16 protein-coding genes are annotated in these 16,742 nt (G+C 62.4%); 2 read left to right on the top strand and 14 right to left on the bottom strand.

The window, feature by feature from the left end; translation table 11 throughout:
* Positions 1-2: 2 nt before the first annotated feature.
* The 4 genes from ACSQ84_RS35350 to ACSQ84_RS35335 all read right to left on the bottom strand — a co-directional run bounded on the left by ACSQ84_RS35350 (position 3) and on the right by ACSQ84_RS35335 (position 4,767).
* Positions 3-668: a hypothetical protein gene (locus ACSQ84_RS35350; protein WP_436216383.1), complete on the bottom strand. Its 666-nt coding sequence runs from the start codon at positions 666-668 to the stop codon at positions 3-5.
* Between the two features lie 364 nt (positions 669-1,032).
* Positions 1,033-2,538, bottom strand: a complete 1,506-nt coding sequence (locus ACSQ84_RS35345; protein ID WP_436216382.1) for a DUF1254 domain-containing protein — start codon at positions 2,536-2,538, stop codon at positions 1,033-1,035.
* 72 nt (positions 2,539-2,610) lie between these two features.
* Positions 2,611-4,041, bottom strand: a complete 1,431-nt coding sequence (locus tag ACSQ84_RS35340; protein ID WP_436216381.1) for a DUF1254 domain-containing protein — start codon at positions 4,039-4,041, stop codon at positions 2,611-2,613.
* A 339-nt stretch (positions 4,042-4,380) separates the two neighbouring features.
* A complete protein-coding gene (locus tag ACSQ84_RS35335; RefSeq protein ID WP_436216451.1) occupies positions 4,381-4,767 on the bottom strand; it encodes a helix-turn-helix domain-containing protein in 387 nt (128 codons plus the stop codon).
* Between the two features lie 225 nt (positions 4,768-4,992).
* On the opposite strand from ACSQ84_RS35335, the gene ACSQ84_RS35330 reads away from it, so the two are divergent.
* The gene (locus ACSQ84_RS35330) at positions 4,993-6,018 is read left to right on the top strand and encodes a helix-turn-helix domain-containing protein (RefSeq protein WP_436216380.1); all 1,026 of its coding nucleotides are present in this window, start codon (positions 4,993-4,995) and stop codon (positions 6,016-6,018) included.
* Positions 6,019-6,083: 65 nt separating this feature from the next.
* On the opposite strand, the gene ACSQ84_RS35325 is transcribed toward ACSQ84_RS35330, so the two are convergent.
* Positions 6,084-7,280, bottom strand: coding sequence for an amidohydrolase family protein (locus ACSQ84_RS35325; protein ID WP_436216379.1), 1,197 nt, complete (start codon positions 7,278-7,280; stop codon positions 6,084-6,086).
* A 153-nt stretch (positions 7,281-7,433) separates the two neighbouring features.
* On the opposite strand from ACSQ84_RS35325, the gene ACSQ84_RS35320 reads away from it, so the two are divergent.
* The gene (locus ACSQ84_RS35320) at positions 7,434-8,207 is read left to right on the top strand and encodes a ferredoxin--NADP reductase (protein WP_436216378.1); all 774 of its coding nucleotides are present in this window, start codon (positions 7,434-7,436) and stop codon (positions 8,205-8,207) included.
* Here the strand turns inward: ACSQ84_RS35320 and soxA are convergent.
* From soxA to ACSQ84_RS35275, 9 genes are all read right to left on the bottom strand, one after another.
* Entirely contained in the window at positions 8,204-8,977 is a 774-nt protein-coding gene (gene soxA / locus ACSQ84_RS35315; protein WP_436216377.1) for a sulfur oxidation c-type cytochrome SoxA, read from the bottom strand. The genes ACSQ84_RS35320 and soxA overlap by 4 nt on opposite strands.
* On the bottom strand, positions 8,974-9,294 hold the full coding sequence (gene soxZ / locus ACSQ84_RS35310) for a thiosulfate oxidation carrier complex protein SoxZ (RefSeq protein WP_436216376.1): 321 nt from the start codon (positions 9,292-9,294) through the stop codon (positions 8,974-8,976). Before soxZ ends, soxA begins: the two co-directional genes overlap by 4 nt.
* Positions 9,294-9,770: a SoxY-related AACIE arm protein gene (locus tag ACSQ84_RS35305; protein WP_436216375.1), complete on the bottom strand. Its 477-nt coding sequence runs from the start codon at positions 9,768-9,770 to the stop codon at positions 9,294-9,296. Before ACSQ84_RS35305 ends, soxZ begins: the two co-directional genes overlap by 1 nt.
* A gap of 9 nt (positions 9,771-9,779) precedes the next feature.
* Complete coding sequence (gene soxX, locus ACSQ84_RS35300; RefSeq protein ID WP_436216374.1) at positions 9,780-10,217, bottom strand: sulfur oxidation c-type cytochrome SoxX; 438 nt, start codon at positions 10,215-10,217, stop codon at positions 9,780-9,782.
* A 13-nt stretch (positions 10,218-10,230) separates the two neighbouring features.
* Positions 10,231-11,505, bottom strand: coding sequence for an FCSD flavin-binding domain-containing protein (locus ACSQ84_RS35295; protein WP_436216450.1), 1,275 nt, complete (start codon positions 11,503-11,505; stop codon positions 10,231-10,233).
* Positions 11,506-11,521: 16 nt separating this feature from the next.
* On the bottom strand, positions 11,522-11,809 hold the full coding sequence (locus ACSQ84_RS35290; RefSeq protein ID WP_436216373.1) for a c-type cytochrome: 288 nt from the start codon (positions 11,807-11,809) through the stop codon (positions 11,522-11,524).
* Between the two features lie 58 nt (positions 11,810-11,867).
* Entirely contained in the window at positions 11,868-14,063 is a 2,196-nt protein-coding gene (locus tag ACSQ84_RS35285; protein WP_436216372.1) for a molybdopterin cofactor-binding domain-containing protein, read from the bottom strand.
* A 10-nt stretch (positions 14,064-14,073) separates the two neighbouring features.
* Positions 14,074-14,526 (bottom strand): (2Fe-2S)-binding protein, encoded by a 453-nt coding sequence (locus ACSQ84_RS35280; RefSeq protein WP_436216371.1) that lies wholly within the window; start codon positions 14,524-14,526, stop codon positions 14,074-14,076.
* Between the two features lie 222 nt (positions 14,527-14,748).
* Positions 14,749-16,140, bottom strand: a complete 1,392-nt coding sequence (locus tag ACSQ84_RS35275) for an MFS transporter (protein ID WP_436216370.1) — start codon at positions 16,138-16,140, stop codon at positions 14,749-14,751.
* Positions 16,141-16,742: the final 602 nt, after the last annotated feature.

Below are 16,742 nucleotides of genomic sequence, written 5' to 3'. Positions count from 1 at the left end.
ATTCAGTAGCAAGGCGGATACGGATAATAGCCGCACACAGGCCGCGGGTACGGATACGGCGCGACGTAAGGCGCAGCATATGCAGCCGCGCCATAGGCGGCCGCGCCAACCGCGCCGGCATACATCGCGCCCCGGAACGCCGAACGCCGAGCGACGCCGGCAAACGACATTGGCGTGAACGGCCGGCCGATGATGTCAATGAACAGCGCCGCCCCACCGTCCGCGCCGGCGATATCCCCTTCGAGGGTCTGAACGGTAAACGTCAGCTTATCGCCCTCAAGCTTCGGGTTCTTCAGCACCACGACTGCGTCCTTCACGGCACCATCCTTGCCGAACGCGGACAAGGTCGCGTTCGGGGGATTCTTGGTAAAGCTGTCGTCACCCGATCCCCATTCCGCGATGACGTCGGCGGTGGGCTGATGGCCGGCGGATCTCACCGGGCGGTCGGCGAATATGATGGAGTTCGGGGCAACGCCTGTCAGCACCAACGTCTCACCCTGCAACGTCGCCGCTCGGGAATTGAGCACGAACAGCGAAGGGACAATCTCAGGCTTGGCTGCTGCAGCCGGAGCACCAATCGTTTTCAACGCGGAAGGAGCCTGTGCGGTTTGGGCATTAGCCGCTGCCATGCTGCCCAATGTCACCGTCACGGCGAGCAGCCCGGCCATCTGAACAAATCTTGCACTCGTCATGTCTGCTTTTCCTGTTTGGATTTGGGTTATCGCTAAGCGGCCGGTCGCGCTAACCGGCACTATGGGCGCTCGATGAATCATCGACTATGCAAAATCGGACCAATTGGAAAACATAAAGCGACCGTCTCACTACATCGGTAGCGAATCGACAGCTTCGGCATGCCAATGTCCGCCCTACCGCAACCTCGTTGTTTGAATGGTATACTACCCGAACCCGGAAGTTGATGCCGACCAGCCGATAGCGTTGGCGAGCGCACGGCTTAGACCTCCCGCCGCGAGCTGAACCTTTGTCGGGCGATCGAGCGGATGCAAGACCATCCGCTCAATTCGCTGTTTTCCCCTATTGCGCAAGCTCGATCTCGCCGGGCCGCCAGGTCTTGTTGAACCACGGTTCCAGCGGACCGTAGAGGCGAAGGATCATGAACCAGCCCTTGCCCGGAATCGTCTGCACCCAGTTGTTCTCCATTCCCGCAGGAGCCTTCGGCCCGAAGTAGACGTCCACCGAGCCATCCGTATTGGTCTTGACGCCTTTATTCTGGCTACTGACGCTCGGGGCCTGTTGGTCGGTTTGCACCATCGAGCGGGTCTGGTTGTCGTAGACAATGACCGACCAAAAATCCTTGACCGGGATATTTGGCGGCAGCCGCATTTTGTAAGCCTTGCCGCCATCAAAGGGATTGCCCTTCGAATCCTGAACCGACCAGGGATATTGCGAGCCCCGGCCCACCATCTTCTCCTCCATCGCCGGCGTGACGCCGATGGCGAAGTAAGAGTAGAAGACAGCACCGTCCAAATTGCTGACACCGGGCGCCACCTCGAACTTGTAGCCGCCGAAAAACGGCAGGCGCCACGTACTGTCCGGATAGAAATACGCATCCTTCGCGCGAACCTTGAAGGCGATCGTCCGCGCCGTCACGGCGCCGATGTTGGCGGCGTCGGTGAGGATCTTCTTCATCCGCTCATCGGGATTGAAGGGCTGGCCCTTGACGATGCCGATCGAGGCGAACAGGCCCAAGGTGGTGGGATCGGAACCGTCCGCCGGCTCTTCCTGGATAACTTGGTTCAACAGGCTCCAGAACGAGTAGTCACCCGGTGCGACGAAGTTCGACGGAGTTCCGGAGGCATTGACGAATTTCATCGGCGGCGGGTTGGCGGTCTCGGCCAGGGGATAAATCCGCAGGTTCTTCTTGACCGAATCGACCCCGGGTTTGGTGGAACCGTCTACAAGGAAGGCGCGAAATGCGAGGTAGCTGCCAAAGGTGCTCGGCCGCACGACGTGATAACCCGGCGGTATGTCGCCCTTGAATCCAGGCGGCAACAGAAGGTATTTGCCGCCTTCGCCCTTGTCGGCCCCGGTGATGCCGATGTCGGCCACCCACTTGTACCAGAAGTCGTCGATCATCCCCAGCACCTTGGGCGGAATCTCGGCCACCAACGGTCCCTTGCTGGTGTCGACCCAAACGTAGTTATAGATCGTGTTGTCGTTGGCAGTTAGCTCTACGCTTCTCGGATCGACCAGATTTTCCCAGATCACGTCGGTCTGGTTATCAAGCCCGAACTTGCGTATCGACTCGCGCATGCCGGCCTGATTTACGATCGGAATCGCCAGCAGATAAGCCTGTAGCGCGCGCGAACGGTCCAGGTTGTCGTAGATTTTGTCAACGGTATCGGCGGACGGGTAGCCGTAATTGAGATTCAGCGTCCCGATCGAGGAGTCGATCCGGTCCGGCACGGCGACGCCTGACGAGAAAGGCGTCGTCATCTTGTAGGTCTGTGCGGAAGCGGCGCCCAAGCCTGTCAGTACCACCGCGACGGCGGCGCAAAGCAGTCTCGTCGTGCTTATCATTGCTTTCTCCTCATCAGCATCCGACGCCAATGCATCGGCATGGCCGGGATAATTCAGGGTCGGAATGAGTTATTACGCTACCTTGATAGCGGGCGGCTGCCAGGTGCCTGAGCCTGGTGGCAGAATCGACGGTGCTTCGGTCTTTGGCCAGTAGAGCCGCATGACCAGGTAGATTTCGCCATTTGGCGCCGGCAACCAGTTGGACTCTTTGTCGGCGCCGGGTGAATCTTTCTGGAGATGCAGTGTGAGCGAGCCGTCTGCATTCTTCTTCATGTTCGGCAGCATCGGCGAGTTGATCAAGTAGCGGTTGATCGGATTTTCGATCAGCAATTGCGTCTTGCCGTCATACATCGTCACCGACCAGAAGGCTTCCACCGGGGGATACTGTCCGGCGGCAAACGTGATCGAGTATTTGTGCTTGGAGCAATCGAGCACCTCGCCGTTGGCGAGCGTTCTGGTGAACGGGTAGACGGCTTCGACGGCGTCGTTGCCATAAATGCCGCCCTTGGCCGCCGCAGCCCGCTTCAGCCAGTCGCCGCTATAGAACAGCCGGTCGCCGAACAGCGACCCGACTTTCCAACCGTTGATGTTCTTGCTGCCGCTCGCGAGATACTTCTCGACCTTCTCCTCGCCGTCCTTCATGCCGAGGCCGATTTCAAGTTTATGGGTGAGCGGAAGATCCTTGAAGGCGAAGGTCTTGCCCGCGCCGACACCGATGCGCGCGAGCTTCTCGCGAATAGTGCGCTCCTCCGGCCCCGCCGGCGCGAATTGCAGCGCGAAGTCGAGATATTCGAAGAAATTCTTCTTCACGAGTTCCGCGTCGGCTTTGGGAAACTCGATCGCGGGCGCCGCTGGTGGCGCGGGCTGCTTGAGATAGGTCGACAGCGGCTGCGCCTTGTAGCCGGCCTGAACCTTCTCGACATTCGGCATGTCTGCCGGGTTGAACAGCTGGGTGCGAATGGCAGCGAACGCAAACTGCGTCGAGGACTGGAAAACCTTCTTGATTCCAGGCGGAGTGGCTCCCTGCCAGTTCGGCCCGACGACCATGTAGTCTCCGGCGTCGCTCCCGGTCGCGCGGCTGCCGATATAGCCAAAATTGAACGTGTTGCCGTCGATCAGCTGCACCGTGTAATAGCGAGTCTTCTCCACGGCCGGCACCGAAACAACGAGCGGCTCGGCGCGCAGATCGAACCATAGCGTGGAATATGGCGTGTCGCTGTTGGGCGTCACGACGGCGGTGTCCTTGTATGTCGCGACATGCGCCAGGTTCTTGATCTGATTGAACGGCGCCTTGAACTGGCTGTTCCTGGTGTCCACGGAGAACTCGTACATGACAGCGTAGTTCATCACGATGGGCAGGCCGTAGATGAAGCCTTCCTCGGCGATGGCCTTGGCCTCGATGATGCCGGGGTAACTCTGCGCCATCAGGAGGCTTGGCCTGGCAATCGCGGCGCCGGCGGCGATCGCCGCGGTGGAGCGAAGTAACTCGCGCTTCGTCAACATTTGCCGTACTCCTTGGTAATTCGATTGATGTCAGGGAATCCCTGCGTTGTACGTTTAGACTGCAGCCTCCGCGCTCGGTCCCCAGGCGTCGGCAGCCCTGCACCACGGGGTTGCCAGACACTCAGATCGCGCGCGCAATTTGGCTTAATTCTGTTTTTTAGGGATAGGCGCTCGTTGGTTCGCCGAAACGGTTTCTGCCTATGATGGCCCGCCTTTTCTTCTATTGCCGTTTCGCGGTGCAACGTGATCGCGGTCTTCGTTGACAGCCGGCTGATTTAAGCATTTCGCGCCAATCCACATCGCGTGTCTTGCCATTTGGCGCCAGTCGTTCGGAATAGTTCAACGATCGATCCCATGAGGTCTGTTGTGTTGGCGCACCCGCCCGTGCTTACCGGCAAGTTGCTGCCGTCTGTAAACAAGTGGTTGAATTTTCTTCAAACGCATGAAAGTGCGGCTGAAGCTGCTTGCGTTGGCATAACCCAGGAATTTGGAGATATCCGACAGGCGTTGGGTTGAATCCATGAGCAAACGGCAAGCGATGTCCAACCGAATGCCGGCCAGCATCTCGCTGTGACTTGTCCCCATGCGACCGAGATGACGCTGCAATGTGCGCCCGCTAATCCGCAGCGCGCGTGCCGTACTATCGAGAGTTGCGTCACCGTGACGCAGCGACGCGACAATCGCGGACCGGACCGCGTGGGGTGAAGGCAAACGGACAACTCTCATCGGTTGGTGAGGCGCAAAGCCTGTGCTCCCTCGAGGAAACGCCGATTCTGCAACGCTATGGGAGTTTTGGAGGCTGATCTGGCCATTCAATGCCAGATTGCCGTCGAGCGGGATTGACCGGCAACTTCGCCTGCAACGCTCAGTTGTACGCAAGAAAGCGAGGCGAGAGAACGGGCGGCCTGCTATCCTGCGACCATTGATTGCAAACCTTTGGGTCAAGATTGTATGAGCGTCATTCCGCTGACTCGTTGTCAATTTCTCATGCCTTTCGCCGAGATTCACTCCGAGATTGGTGGACCGACCGCCGCGCTTCTAGCCAAATTCAAGCTTCCGACGTGCTTGGAAGAAAAAGCCAATCATTACGTGCCGCTGCTGCGGGTCGTTCGCTTCGCGGCAGCCGCCCAGCAAAAACAGGGATTATCCGAGATTGCTTTCAGAGCATCTCAGCGTCTTTGTTTCGACCACCTGAGCGAAGCGCTGCGGGTTAGAATCCGCCATGCTCCAACCCTGTTGGTTGCTCTTCAGCAGCTATGCAAATGGGCGCCGGTTGAAGATACGAATGTGTCTGTCTGGCTGGAGAGCTGCAACGAGAGCCTGAAGATTTGCAGCCGGCTCCTTGGAACGGAGGGCATCGCGCATCTCGAGATGTCTCAGTGGCTTCAAAACGTCTTCGTCATGCACATTGTTCGCCAGTTCGCTGGAGCGCACTGGACCCCGGCAGTAGTCGCATTTGAAGCACGCTATACACCGACCATCGAAGTCCAGTCGCATTGGCCGAATACCAGATTCATGTCAGGCCAAAAGGCCTCGTGGATCGATGTGCCGCTGCAGCTCTTGAGCCTTCCCAACCTCGCGAGTGCCATCCAGACAACGCCGCCGGGCAACGAACTGCAGCCGCTCGGCAAAGACGTCGTCAGCGTTCTCAGGTTGAGTCTGCCTGCCTACCTTGACGAAGGAGGCCCTACAATAATTCAGGCGGCTGAGATGGTCGGGCTGAGTGTCAGAAGCCTACAGAGAAAACTCTCGGTAGCAGGGCTTACATACTCGGGCTTGCTGGAGCAGATCCGCTTCAACAATGCGATAAAACTCCTAACCGTCGATGAGAACAAGATCATCGATGTAGCTTTCTCATCGGGCTACACCGATCCTGCCCACTTTACGCGTGCCTTCCGCCGGATCTCCGGGTGCACCCCGCGAGAGTTTCGCGACAGATGGCGGGACGGCCGTTCGGCTTTCCAGTCTCCAAGGTAGTGCGGGAATCGCGACCTCCGCCTTACCTGCCATTCGATGTCCGTGTTGCTGTGCGCCTGTGCCACTCAATGCCCGACGATCTCCGGCAGCCGTGTCGCCGGCGGCGTGTTGCGGCTGCGCTGGGTGCGGACGATGCCGTCGATGATGGTCATGCCGATGCCGGGCAGGTCGCCGAGCTGCACGCTGTGCAGCAGGTTGTTGCCCGGCGAGTGCTGCGCCATGTCCATGAGGACAAAATCGGCAGAGCGGCCGACCTCGATCAGGCCGCAGTCGAGTGCGCGCATCCGGGCGGTGTTGCCGGTGGCGAAGCAGAAGGCGATTTCCGCCGGCAATTCGCCGAGCGAGGACAATAGCGACACCATGCGCAAGATGCCGAGCGGCTGCACGCCGGAGCCGGCCGGCGCGTCGGTGCCGAGGATGACGCGATGCAGGTCGCCCATCTCGCGCGCGGTGCGCAAGGTGAACAGCGCCGAGCGTTCGTTGCCGTTGTGCACCAGCTCGAGGCCTCGCTTGCAGCCCTCGCAGATGCAGCGGATCTGGTCGTCGGGCAGCGCCGTGTGGCCGCCATTGATGTGGCCGATTACGTCGGTGTCGGCTTCCAGCACCACGTCCTTGTCGATCAGGCCGGAGCCGGGGATCGAGGGGCCGCCGGTGTGGATCGTGCTCTGGATGCCGTATTTGCGCGCCCAGCCCACCATCTTGCGCGCGGTCGGGCCGTCCTTGACGCCGCCGAGCCCGACTTCGCCGAGCAGTTTTACACCCGCTGCGGCCAATTCCTTGAAATCGTCCTCGACCATTTCGCTTTCGATCACGGGCGCGCCGGCATGGATCTTCACACCGCCGGGCCGCAGATTCCAGAACGCGCGCTGCGCGAAGATCGCCATCGCCTTGACGCCGACGACGTCGCGGGGCCGGCCGGGCATATGGACTTCGCCGGCTGAAATCATCGTGGTGACGCCGCCATGGAGATAGCTGTCGATCCAGCCGATCTGGTTCTGCCGCGGCGTCCAGTCGCCGGCGACGGGATGGACGTGGCTGTCGATCAGGCCGGGAGCGACGGTGGTGCCGTTGGCGTTGACGACCGTCGTGGCGCCCTCGGTGTCGAGGTCCTTGAGGCGGCCGATCGCAGTGATCTTGCCGTTCTCGGCCACGATGGTGTCGGCGTCCAGGATCGGTTTTTCCAGCGCCCCTGACAGCAGCAGCCCGATGTTGCGGATCACCAGCTTGCTCGGGCCGGTTGCCAGGGGGGCGTCGTGGGCCATGGGATTTATCCTTGTTGTTCAATGCCTTCGGGGCGCTGCCGGCCATCTTGCCCGCGGCTTGACGGCGGGATCAAGAAGGATTATTCATTCGTACACGAATGATCGTATACGAATGATTTCAGCTTCGCAATCAGCCTCGGAAAAGGCGATAAGATGAGCAATTTCAATCAGGAAAGCGTTCTCAGCGTCCATCACTGGACCGACACGCTGTTCAGCTTTACCACCACGCGCGATCCCTCGTTCCGTTTCCGCAACGGCGAGTTCACCATGATCGGGCTGAAGGTCGGCGAGAAGCCGCTGCTGCGCGCCTACAGCGTCGCCAGCGCCAATTATGAAGACCGGCTCGAATTTTTCTCGATCAAGGTGCCGGACGGACCTTTGACCTCGCGCCTCCAGCACCTCAAGCAGGGCGACGAGATCATCGTCAGCCGCAAGGCCACCGGCACGCTGGTCATCGACAATCTGCAGGACGGCCGCAACCTATATCTGATCGGCACCGGCACCGGGCTCGCGCCGTTTCTCAGCGTGATCAAGGATCCCGAGACCTATGAGCGGTTCGAGAAGGTGGTGCTGCTGCACGGCTGCCGCCGCGTCGCGGAACTGGCCTATGGCGAGATGATCACCAAGGAGCTGCCGAACGACGAGTTGATCGGCGAACTCGTGCGCAACCAGCTGATCTATTATCCGACCGTGACCCGCGATCCCTTCCACAACCGCGGCCGCATCACCGACCTGATCAATTCCGGCAAGCTGTTCGCTGATATCGGCCTGGCCTCGCTCGAGCCCGCGCATGATCGCGTCATGATCTGCGGCAGTCCCGCGCTGGTCGCCGACACCCGCACGCTGCTCGGTGGCAAGGGTTTTGTCGAAGGCAATCACGGTGAGCCGGCGCAGTTCGTGGTCGAGAAGGCATTCGCGGAGCGTTAAGGCCGTACCGCTGGCGCTTCCAGCGGCATGCCGTTGGCGCGCGACATCAGATAAAGCTCCAGCTCGACCAGTTCCGGCGCGCCGTAGTCGTAGGCCTGCGCGCGGATGCCGGACATGCAGGCGCGCAGCCGGCGCTGCAGCGATCCCAGCGATTGCCACTCCAGCCGATACAGCGGGTAACCCGTCGGGTGTCCTTGCGTGATCGCCGATCCCGCCAGCCGCTTGTCCCAATTCTCATCGTGGCATTGGGTGCAGCCGAGATTGAGCTGGCCCTGCCGCTGCATGAATAGATCACGGCCCTTGGCGACGAACGGCGCAAGCTGCGGATCGCTGCCGGCCTCGATCGCGGCGCCGCGCGACTGCTGCGCGACAAAGGCGGTCAGCGCCAGCAATTCGCGGCTCTCATAGGCTAGCGGCGTCGCCTGCTGATGATTGGCGCGGCACAAATTGATGCGCTGTTCCAGATCGACGGGCCGCCCGAGCGCCTTGTCGAAGGCGGGATAATGCGCCGCGACGCCTTTCATGCTGACGCGCGCGTCGTTGTGACAATCGGCGCACGCCTTGTTCGCAGCGCCCAGCTTGCGCGCCCACAATTTCTCGCCGTCGAGTACCCACAGCATGCCGGGATTGGTCGTGTCGTCGTCCTGCATCGCCCTGGTGTCCGCGGCCATGAAGCTGGTGCCGGAGCGGCGCTCTGCTTGCGGAATTTCAGCACCGGCGGCATCCATCGCGAGCAGGGCAGACAGAACAATGATGCCGGCAAACTTCATTCGACTGTTATCGAGGTCGACGCGGTTTCGGAGAAACCGTTGTCGCCGACCCATTCGAATTCGAATTTGCCGCTCGCGGTCGCCGTGGTGAAGAAGGTGATGAACGGGTTGGCGGCGATCGCGGGAAACAGATCGGCGCGAAAGATCTCGGTGCCGTTATAGCGGCAGGCGAAGCTCGTGATGATGTTGCGCGGCACCACCTCGCCGCTGGCGGTATGCCGATAGCCGGTTTCCATGATGTGCGACATCAGCGACTTGATCTCGATGATATCGCCGCGTTTGGCCTTGGCGGGAACGTTGATCAGGGCGGAGGGCATCAGATCACCTCATCGGTGCAGGCCGCCAGCGTCACCACGACATCGACGCTGGCCGACCAGAACGAGCCATCGGACAACCGCGCGATGGCAACGATCTTCTGGCTGTCGGCGAGGCGAATCCGGGTGGAGACCTGCGCCCGGCCGGAATGCGGGCCGAGATGGAAGTTGCCGATGTTGGGCTGCGGGTTCTTCTCGTTGAAGATATGGATGCTGCGGACGTGATCCTCCGGCGCCATCGGGCTCGCAACGTTGACGGTCAGCGGCACGGTGTTGCCGTTCTCGACCAGCGGCGGCACGTCGAGCTTGACCTTGCCGGTATGCACTTGCGCGCCATTGGTGACACTTCGGATCGCGGATGCAAGTTCTGCGGGCGTCGCCTCAGCTGGGCTGATCGTCACGATCGGAACGGCGCCGAGCACGGCCGCGCCGCCGGCGAGGCCGAGGAACTGGCGGCGTGTGGAGTTCTTGTGTTGCATCGTCATTTCCTATTCGCGCAGCGTCACCAGATAAGCCACGATATCCTCGATCTGTTCCGCCGACAGGATCGGCTTGTCGCGCCATGCCGGGCCGACCCGCGTGAGCCCGTCGACGCGATAATAGGACGGCATGATCGTCGCCTCGTTGAGGCGGCTTGCATCCACCAGCCGCAGCCGCAACTGCCCCTCCGACCAGCGGCTGCCGGAGCCGACGAGGTTGGGGGCCAGATCACCCTGAAACTTCTCTTCCGGAAACGGTCCGTTGTGGCAGAGGATGCAGGTGCTTTGCCGGTTGAGGAGGGTCGTCCGCCCGCGCGCGGGATCGCCGGGCGCGCCGGTCAGCGACATCGGTATGGCATCGCCGGTCACGGCATAGCGGCGCAGTTCTTGCGCGGCAGCGACGCCGGGCAAGGCAAGCAGTGCGCCCGCAAGGATCGGACCGGTCATGCGAAGCGCGCGCCTAGCCAAAGACTTCCGCCGTTGTCGTCGCGAACCAGGATTGCGCGTACTCGGCCTCGCGCGCGCGGAAGTCGCGCGGCACATCCGCGGGGCTGACGCCGCCGGCGCCTTCGACGTCGGCGAACAGTCCATTCTTGGGCTGGTAGACGCCGGCAACCGAGAAGCCGTAGCCGGGGGCCGCCAGGCTGTAGCAGGTGTTGATCAACTTCGGCGCTTCAGGTGTCCGGCCCGCGATCAGCGTGGCCACCGCGCTGGCGCACGCCTTGGCCTGGGAGTTCGCAGAGAACGCGGATTTCGGCATCGAGCCGGCCAGACAGGCATCGCCGATGACGTGGATGTTCGGCGCCGACTTGGATTCAAAGGTGACAGGATCGATCGCGCACCAGCCGGTATTGTCAGTGGCGCCTGCGATCGTCGCGATGCGGCCGGCGCGCTGCGGCGGAATGACGTTGGCCACCTGTGCGGTGTGGTTGCCGAAATCGGTAATCAGCGTGTTGGTCGCCGGGTCGACGGAATTCACCTTGCCGCCCTGCGACAGCGAGACCCATTCGATCATCCCGGGATAAAGCTCCTTCCAGGCGTTCTGGAACAGCCGCTGTTTGGAGAAGGTGTCCTTGGCGTCGAGGATGATCAGCTTCGAGCGCGGCTTTTTGGTTTTCAGATAGTGCGCGATCAGACAGGCGCGTTCGTAAGGTCCGGGCGGGCAGCGGAACGGGTTGGCGGGCGCTGCGATCACCACCAGGCCGCCATCGTCCATGGCTTCGAGTTGCTTGCGCAGCAACAGAGTCTGTTCGCCCGCTTTCCAGGCGTGCGGCATCTTCGAGGCCGCGGCTTCGTCGTAGCCCGGCAGCGCGTCGAAACGCAGATCGACGCCGGGAGACAACACCAGCCGGTCGTAGCCGAGCGAGGTGCCGTCGGCGAGCCCGACGATGCGCGCCTTGGCATCGATTGCCGTTGCCGCCTGCGCCACCACGGTGATGCCGCCGGCGGCGATCTTGTCATAGCCGAATTGTTGCTGCTCGATCGACCGCAATCCGGCGATCACATTGTTGCTGAACGGGCAGGCGATGAACGTCCGGTTCGGCTCCACCAGCGTGACCTGCAGTTTAGGATCGATCTGTTTCAGCGCGCGGGCGCAGCTCGCGCCGCCGAAGCCACCGCCGATCACGACGATGCGCGCGGCGGCTTGCGCGAATGCCGGCCTCGGCAACGCCAGCGCCGTCACGGCGGCGGCACCCGCGCCAACGAATTCCCGGCGGCTGATGCGATGGTTGATGCCCATGGCGGCCTCCTTACTTCTGTGCCGCGAGCCACGCCGCAATCGCGCGCAACTCGTCGTCGGAGAAGCCTTTGGCGATGCGGTTCATCACGGTGCCGGGAAGCGAACCGTCGCGGAAAGCCGTCATCGCGGTCATGATCTCGCCGGCGTCACGGCCGTACAGCCGCGAAACCGGCAGGGCGCCTGCGCCGTGGCAGCCGGAGCAGGCCGCAGCGCCCGGCGGAGGGACGGAAGCCGCCAGCAGCGGCGAACTCCACACCACGACCGCTGCAATTCCGATGGCAACGCAAAACGCTTTCATCAGCTGATATCCGGAAGGTGGTGGGCGGCGGCCAATGAAGGCCGCCGCCCCACGTTTGTCAGGCGAAGCTGATGTCCTGATCCTTCAGCGGTACCGAGCGGATGCGTTTTCCCGTTGCCGCGAAATACGCATTGAGCACGGCGGGCGCCGCGACGCAGATCGTCGGCTCGCCGACGCCGCCCCAGAAGCCGCCGCTCGGCACGATGACCGATTCCACCTTCGGCATCTCCGCAATCCGCATCGAATTGTAGGTGTCGAAGTTGGACTGCTCGATGCGGCCGTCCTTGACGGTGCAATTGCCGTAGAACAGCGCGGAGAGGCCATAGACGAACGAGCCCGCGATCTGGCGCTCGACCTGCGCCGGATTGACGACGTAACCGGGATCGGTGGAGGCGACGATCCGGTGCACCTTGATCTTGTTGCCGTCGGTCACCGAGATTTCGGCAGCTCCGGCGACGTAGCTGCCGTAGCCCATGTGCTGGCAAATGCCGCGGTACACGCCCTTTGGCGCCGGCTTGTCCCAGCCGATTTTTTCGGCCACCGCATTGAGCACCGCGAGATGCTTGGGATGCTTCGCCATCAGCTTGCGCCGGAACGCGACCGGATCCTGGCCGACCGAATGCGCCAGTTCGTCCATGAAGCATTCGAGATAGATCGCATTCTGATTGACGTTGACGCCGCGCCAGAAGCCCGGCGGGACGTGTGGGTTGCGCATCGAATGTTCGACCAGCAGGTTCGGAAAACTATATCCGATCGCCCAGTCGCCGGTGGGGTTGAGGCCCTGGAAGGCCACCGGGTCCATGCCGTTGACCAGTGCGGCCGGGCGCACGGTGTACAGGATGGATTGGCCGGAGATCCGGACGTGCAGCGCCGTCAGGTTGTTGTCCTTGTCGAAGGCGCCGGTCAGCTTGCACTGCGTGACCGGATGATAGGTGCCGTGCTGCATGTCGTCTTCGCGTGACCACAACAGTTTGACTGGCGTGCCCGGCATCTGCTTGGCGATGGACACGGCCTGCCGGACATAATCGGTCATGCCGCGCCGGCCGAAGCCGCCGCCGAGGATCAGCTTGTGAACCTCGCACTTGTCGGCGGGCAGGCCGGAGGTTTCCATCACCGCGGCGAACGCGGCCTCGCCATTCTGCGTTCCGGTCCAGACCTCGCACTTGTCCGGCGTGTAAAGCGCGGTGGCGTTGAGCGGCTCCATCGCGGCGTGGTTCTGGTAGGGATAGTTGTACACCGCCTCGATCTTCTTGGCGGCGCCGGCGATCGCGGCTTTGGCATCGCCGTTGTGGTTGCCGACAAAAGCCGGCTGCGAATTGTCGAGGCCCTCGGCCAGCCATTTGGCGATCGATTCGCTCGACACCTTGGCGTTCTCGCCTTCATCCCAGACGATCGGCAGCGCCTCGAGCGCGGTCTTGGCGTGCCACCAAGTGTCGGCGACGACGGCGACGGTAGAGTCGTTGACCCGCACCACCTTCTTGACGCCCTTCATGCCCATGACCTTGGCTTCGTCATAGCTCTTCAGCTTGCCGCCGAAGACCGGGCACTCCTTGAGGGAGGCATTCAGCATTCCCGGCATCTTGATGTCGGCGCCGTAGATCATCTTGCCGGTGGTCTTGTCCTCGGTATCGAGCCGCAACACGCTCTTGCCGGCGATTTTCCAGTCCTTCGGATCCTTCAGCTTGACGTCGGCATCGGCGGGAGGCGACAGCCTGGCCGCGGCTTCCACCACCTTGCCGTAGGTCGTCTTCTTGCCGGACGGCGTGTGCGTGATGATGCTGTTGGCGGCCGTGCATTCCGAGGCCGGCACCTTCCACTCATTGGCCGCGGCCTGGACCAGCATCATGCGCGCGGTGGCGCCGCCCTTGCGGACATAATCCTGCGAGGTGCGGATGCCGCGGCTGCCGCCGGTCGAGAAATCGCCCCAGGCCCGCTTGCGTGCGACACTTTGACCCGGTGTCGGATATTCGGTGGTCACCTTCGACCAGTCGCATTCGAGTTCTTCGGCGACGAGCTGGGCAAGTCCGGTGAGCGTGCCCTGTCCCATCTCGGAGCGGGCGATGCGGATCACGACGGTGTCGTCGGGGCGGATCACCACCCAGACGTTGACCTCGGGCGATCCGTCGGCAGCGCGAACCACCGTCGGCCCGCCAAAGGGAATATCGAGGCCGATCGAAAGCCCGGCGCCGGCGACGGCGGCGGTGCCAATGACGAAGGCGCGGCGGTTGAGCGTGGGTGTGATGTGCTTGTTCATGACATCCCCCTCAAGCGTTCGCGGCGGCGTGGATTGCCTCGCGCACCTGTTGGAAGGTGCCGCAACGGCAGATATTCGTGATGGTCTCGTCGATGTCCTTGTCGGTCGGCTTCGGCTTTTCCTTGAGCAGCGCCGCCACCGCCATGATCATGCCGGCCTGGCAATAGCCGCATTGCGGCACGTCGTTCTTGATCCAGGCCTGCTGCACCTTGTGCAGCGCGCCATTTGCCGCGGCCAGACCTTCGATCGTGGTGATCTGCTTGCCGACGGCCTCACTGACCGAGATGCCGCAGGAGCGCATGGCGACGCCGTCGATATGAATCGTGCAGGCGCCGCATTGTGCAATGCCGCAGCCATACTTGGTGCCGGTCAGTCCGACATTCTCCCGGATCGCCCAGAGCAGCGGGGTGTCGTCCTCGACATCCACATTGATTGATTTGCCATTGATAGTGAGGTTTGCCATCGCGATTCCCCTGTTAGCTCAATTCATCAATCGAGCCCGGCGGGACACTGGACCGCAATCTGGAATAATTCAAATCAAGAAAATGCGTTTTGCGGCGCGGAAGTGTATCAGACTGTATCAATGTATCAGACCGTTGTGACGCCGTTTTGCTGTCACGGCAGGTGCAACAGCAGAAATGCACCGGTCAGCAGGCTGAGAAGAGAAGTCGCACAATCCCTCCAATCAATCTCGCGATGCCGCCACCGCCAGGCGCAGGAAACTCATGACGCATCCGAGCGCGGCAAATCCGGCGCCGAGCGCCAACGCAAGCGTCGCGCCATCATGGCCGCCGAGCGCAAAGCAGAATGCCGCGAACGCCGCGCCCAGCGTTTGCCCGGTCAGCCGTGCGGTGGCGACGATGCTGCTGGCGCTGCCGCTGCGGTGCGACGGCGCGCTCGACATCAGCGCGCGCAAATTTGGGGTTTGAAAGAAGCCGAAACCGATCCCGCACACCATCATGCGCCAGACGATGTTGGCGACACCGGGTTCTGCCGGCAGCGTCGCCAGCAGCACCATTCCGGCGCACAGCAAGGCGAGGCCGATGCCGCCGAGGATGCCGACCGGATAGCGGTCGGACAGCCGGCCGCCGATCGGCGCCATGATCGCGACCACCAGCGGCCATGGCGTCATGAAGAACCCGGTCTCGACCTGGGTGCGCATCAACACGTCCTCGAAATAGAACGGCAGCGAAACGAAGGCGATGCCCTGGACCGCGAAGGTGCATACCGACGTCGCCGCCGACAGCGCAAACATCGGCCGCCGGAACAAATCGATCGGCAGCATCGGTGCCGGATGATCCGCCTGCCGCCGCATCATGATCCAGCCGAGGATGATGGCACCGACCAGTTCAGCTGCGACCAGCGCCGGCGGCGCGTTGTGTGCCGCGCTGCCGATCCCGATGATGAAGAGGCCGAGGCAGCCTGTGGTCAGTGCCGCACTCGCAAAATCAAACGGGTGGGTCGCGCGCGGCGTACGCGGCAACGTCTTCAAGCCGATCCACACTGCGATCAGGCCGAACGGGATATTGATCGCGAACAGCCACGGCCAGGGGCCCAGCGCCAGGATGCCGGAGGCGATGGTCGGCCCAAGCGTGAAGGCGGTGCCGACCACCAGCGCGTTATGACCAAAACCGCGGCCGAGCATATGGGTCGGATAGACATAGCGGACCAGCGCCGCATTGACGGCCATGATGCCGCTGGCGCCCAATCCTTGCAGCGCCCGGGCAGCGACCAGACTGGGCAGCGACCACGCGAGGGCGCAACCGACCGAGGCGACCGTGAACAGCAACAGGCCGCCGATATAGATGCGCTGATGGCCGACGATTTCGCCGAGCGAGCCGAGCGGCAGCAGCGTCGCGACCAGTGCGATCTGATAGACATTGACGACCCAGACCACATCGGCCGGGCTGACATGGAGGTCGGCGGCGATGGCGGGCAGCGCGATGTTGGCAATCGCGGTATCCAGCGAGGCCAGCGCCAGCGCGGTGAAAATCGCCGCGACCGCCCAGCGCCTGAGTTCCGGCGGCAGGCCGTCGATGCCGGGCGGGGCAGGCGACTTCGCGGTGACGGCATCCATCCAAACTTCTCCGAGGCGCGCTGCCGCCGTATGCGGGATGTACTACGTGTAAAGTGCAATACACAGGCGTGCGATTGCATGATGCGTATGCGAGGTGCGGGTGGGGCGGTGTAGCTCCAATTGACGGTGTCATCCCCGCCAACGGGTCGGCCGAATGGCCGCCCGATGACAGGCTCCGGCGGGGATCCAGTACGCCGCGGCTTCTCGGTTCAATCACGGATGTGGCGCTACCCTGATCTCAAACCGTCATCCCCGGACGAATGCACTTGCGTTCGCTCGGGAGGTGCGCTCGGCGGCGCAATTGCGCCGCTGGCTTGCGCGCCTCGAAGGACGACGGCCCGTCTGTGGCCGATTCATCCTTCGAGGCTCGCCCAGCGGTGCAAGTGCACCACAAGGCTCGCACCTCAGGATGACGGAAAACACATCTTCGCATTCTCGCGACGCGATGCGCCCGAGCTTGCCAGAAATTCCTTGCCCTCTCAACAAGAGGGCGCAGGGAAGACCGGGTGCGCGCTGCACCCGCGGTCCCGTGTGCGGTTTGTAGATAGAAAGTTGCACACGAGCATACAGGGCAGCGGAGAACACCCGGCCTTCCCTGCGCA

This window comes from Bradyrhizobium sp. LjRoot220 (assembly GCF_964252915.1).
Taxonomy (GTDB): Bacteria; Pseudomonadota; Alphaproteobacteria; order Rhizobiales; family Xanthobacteraceae; genus Bradyrhizobium.
This window is presented reverse-complemented; position numbering and strand designations above follow the sequence as displayed.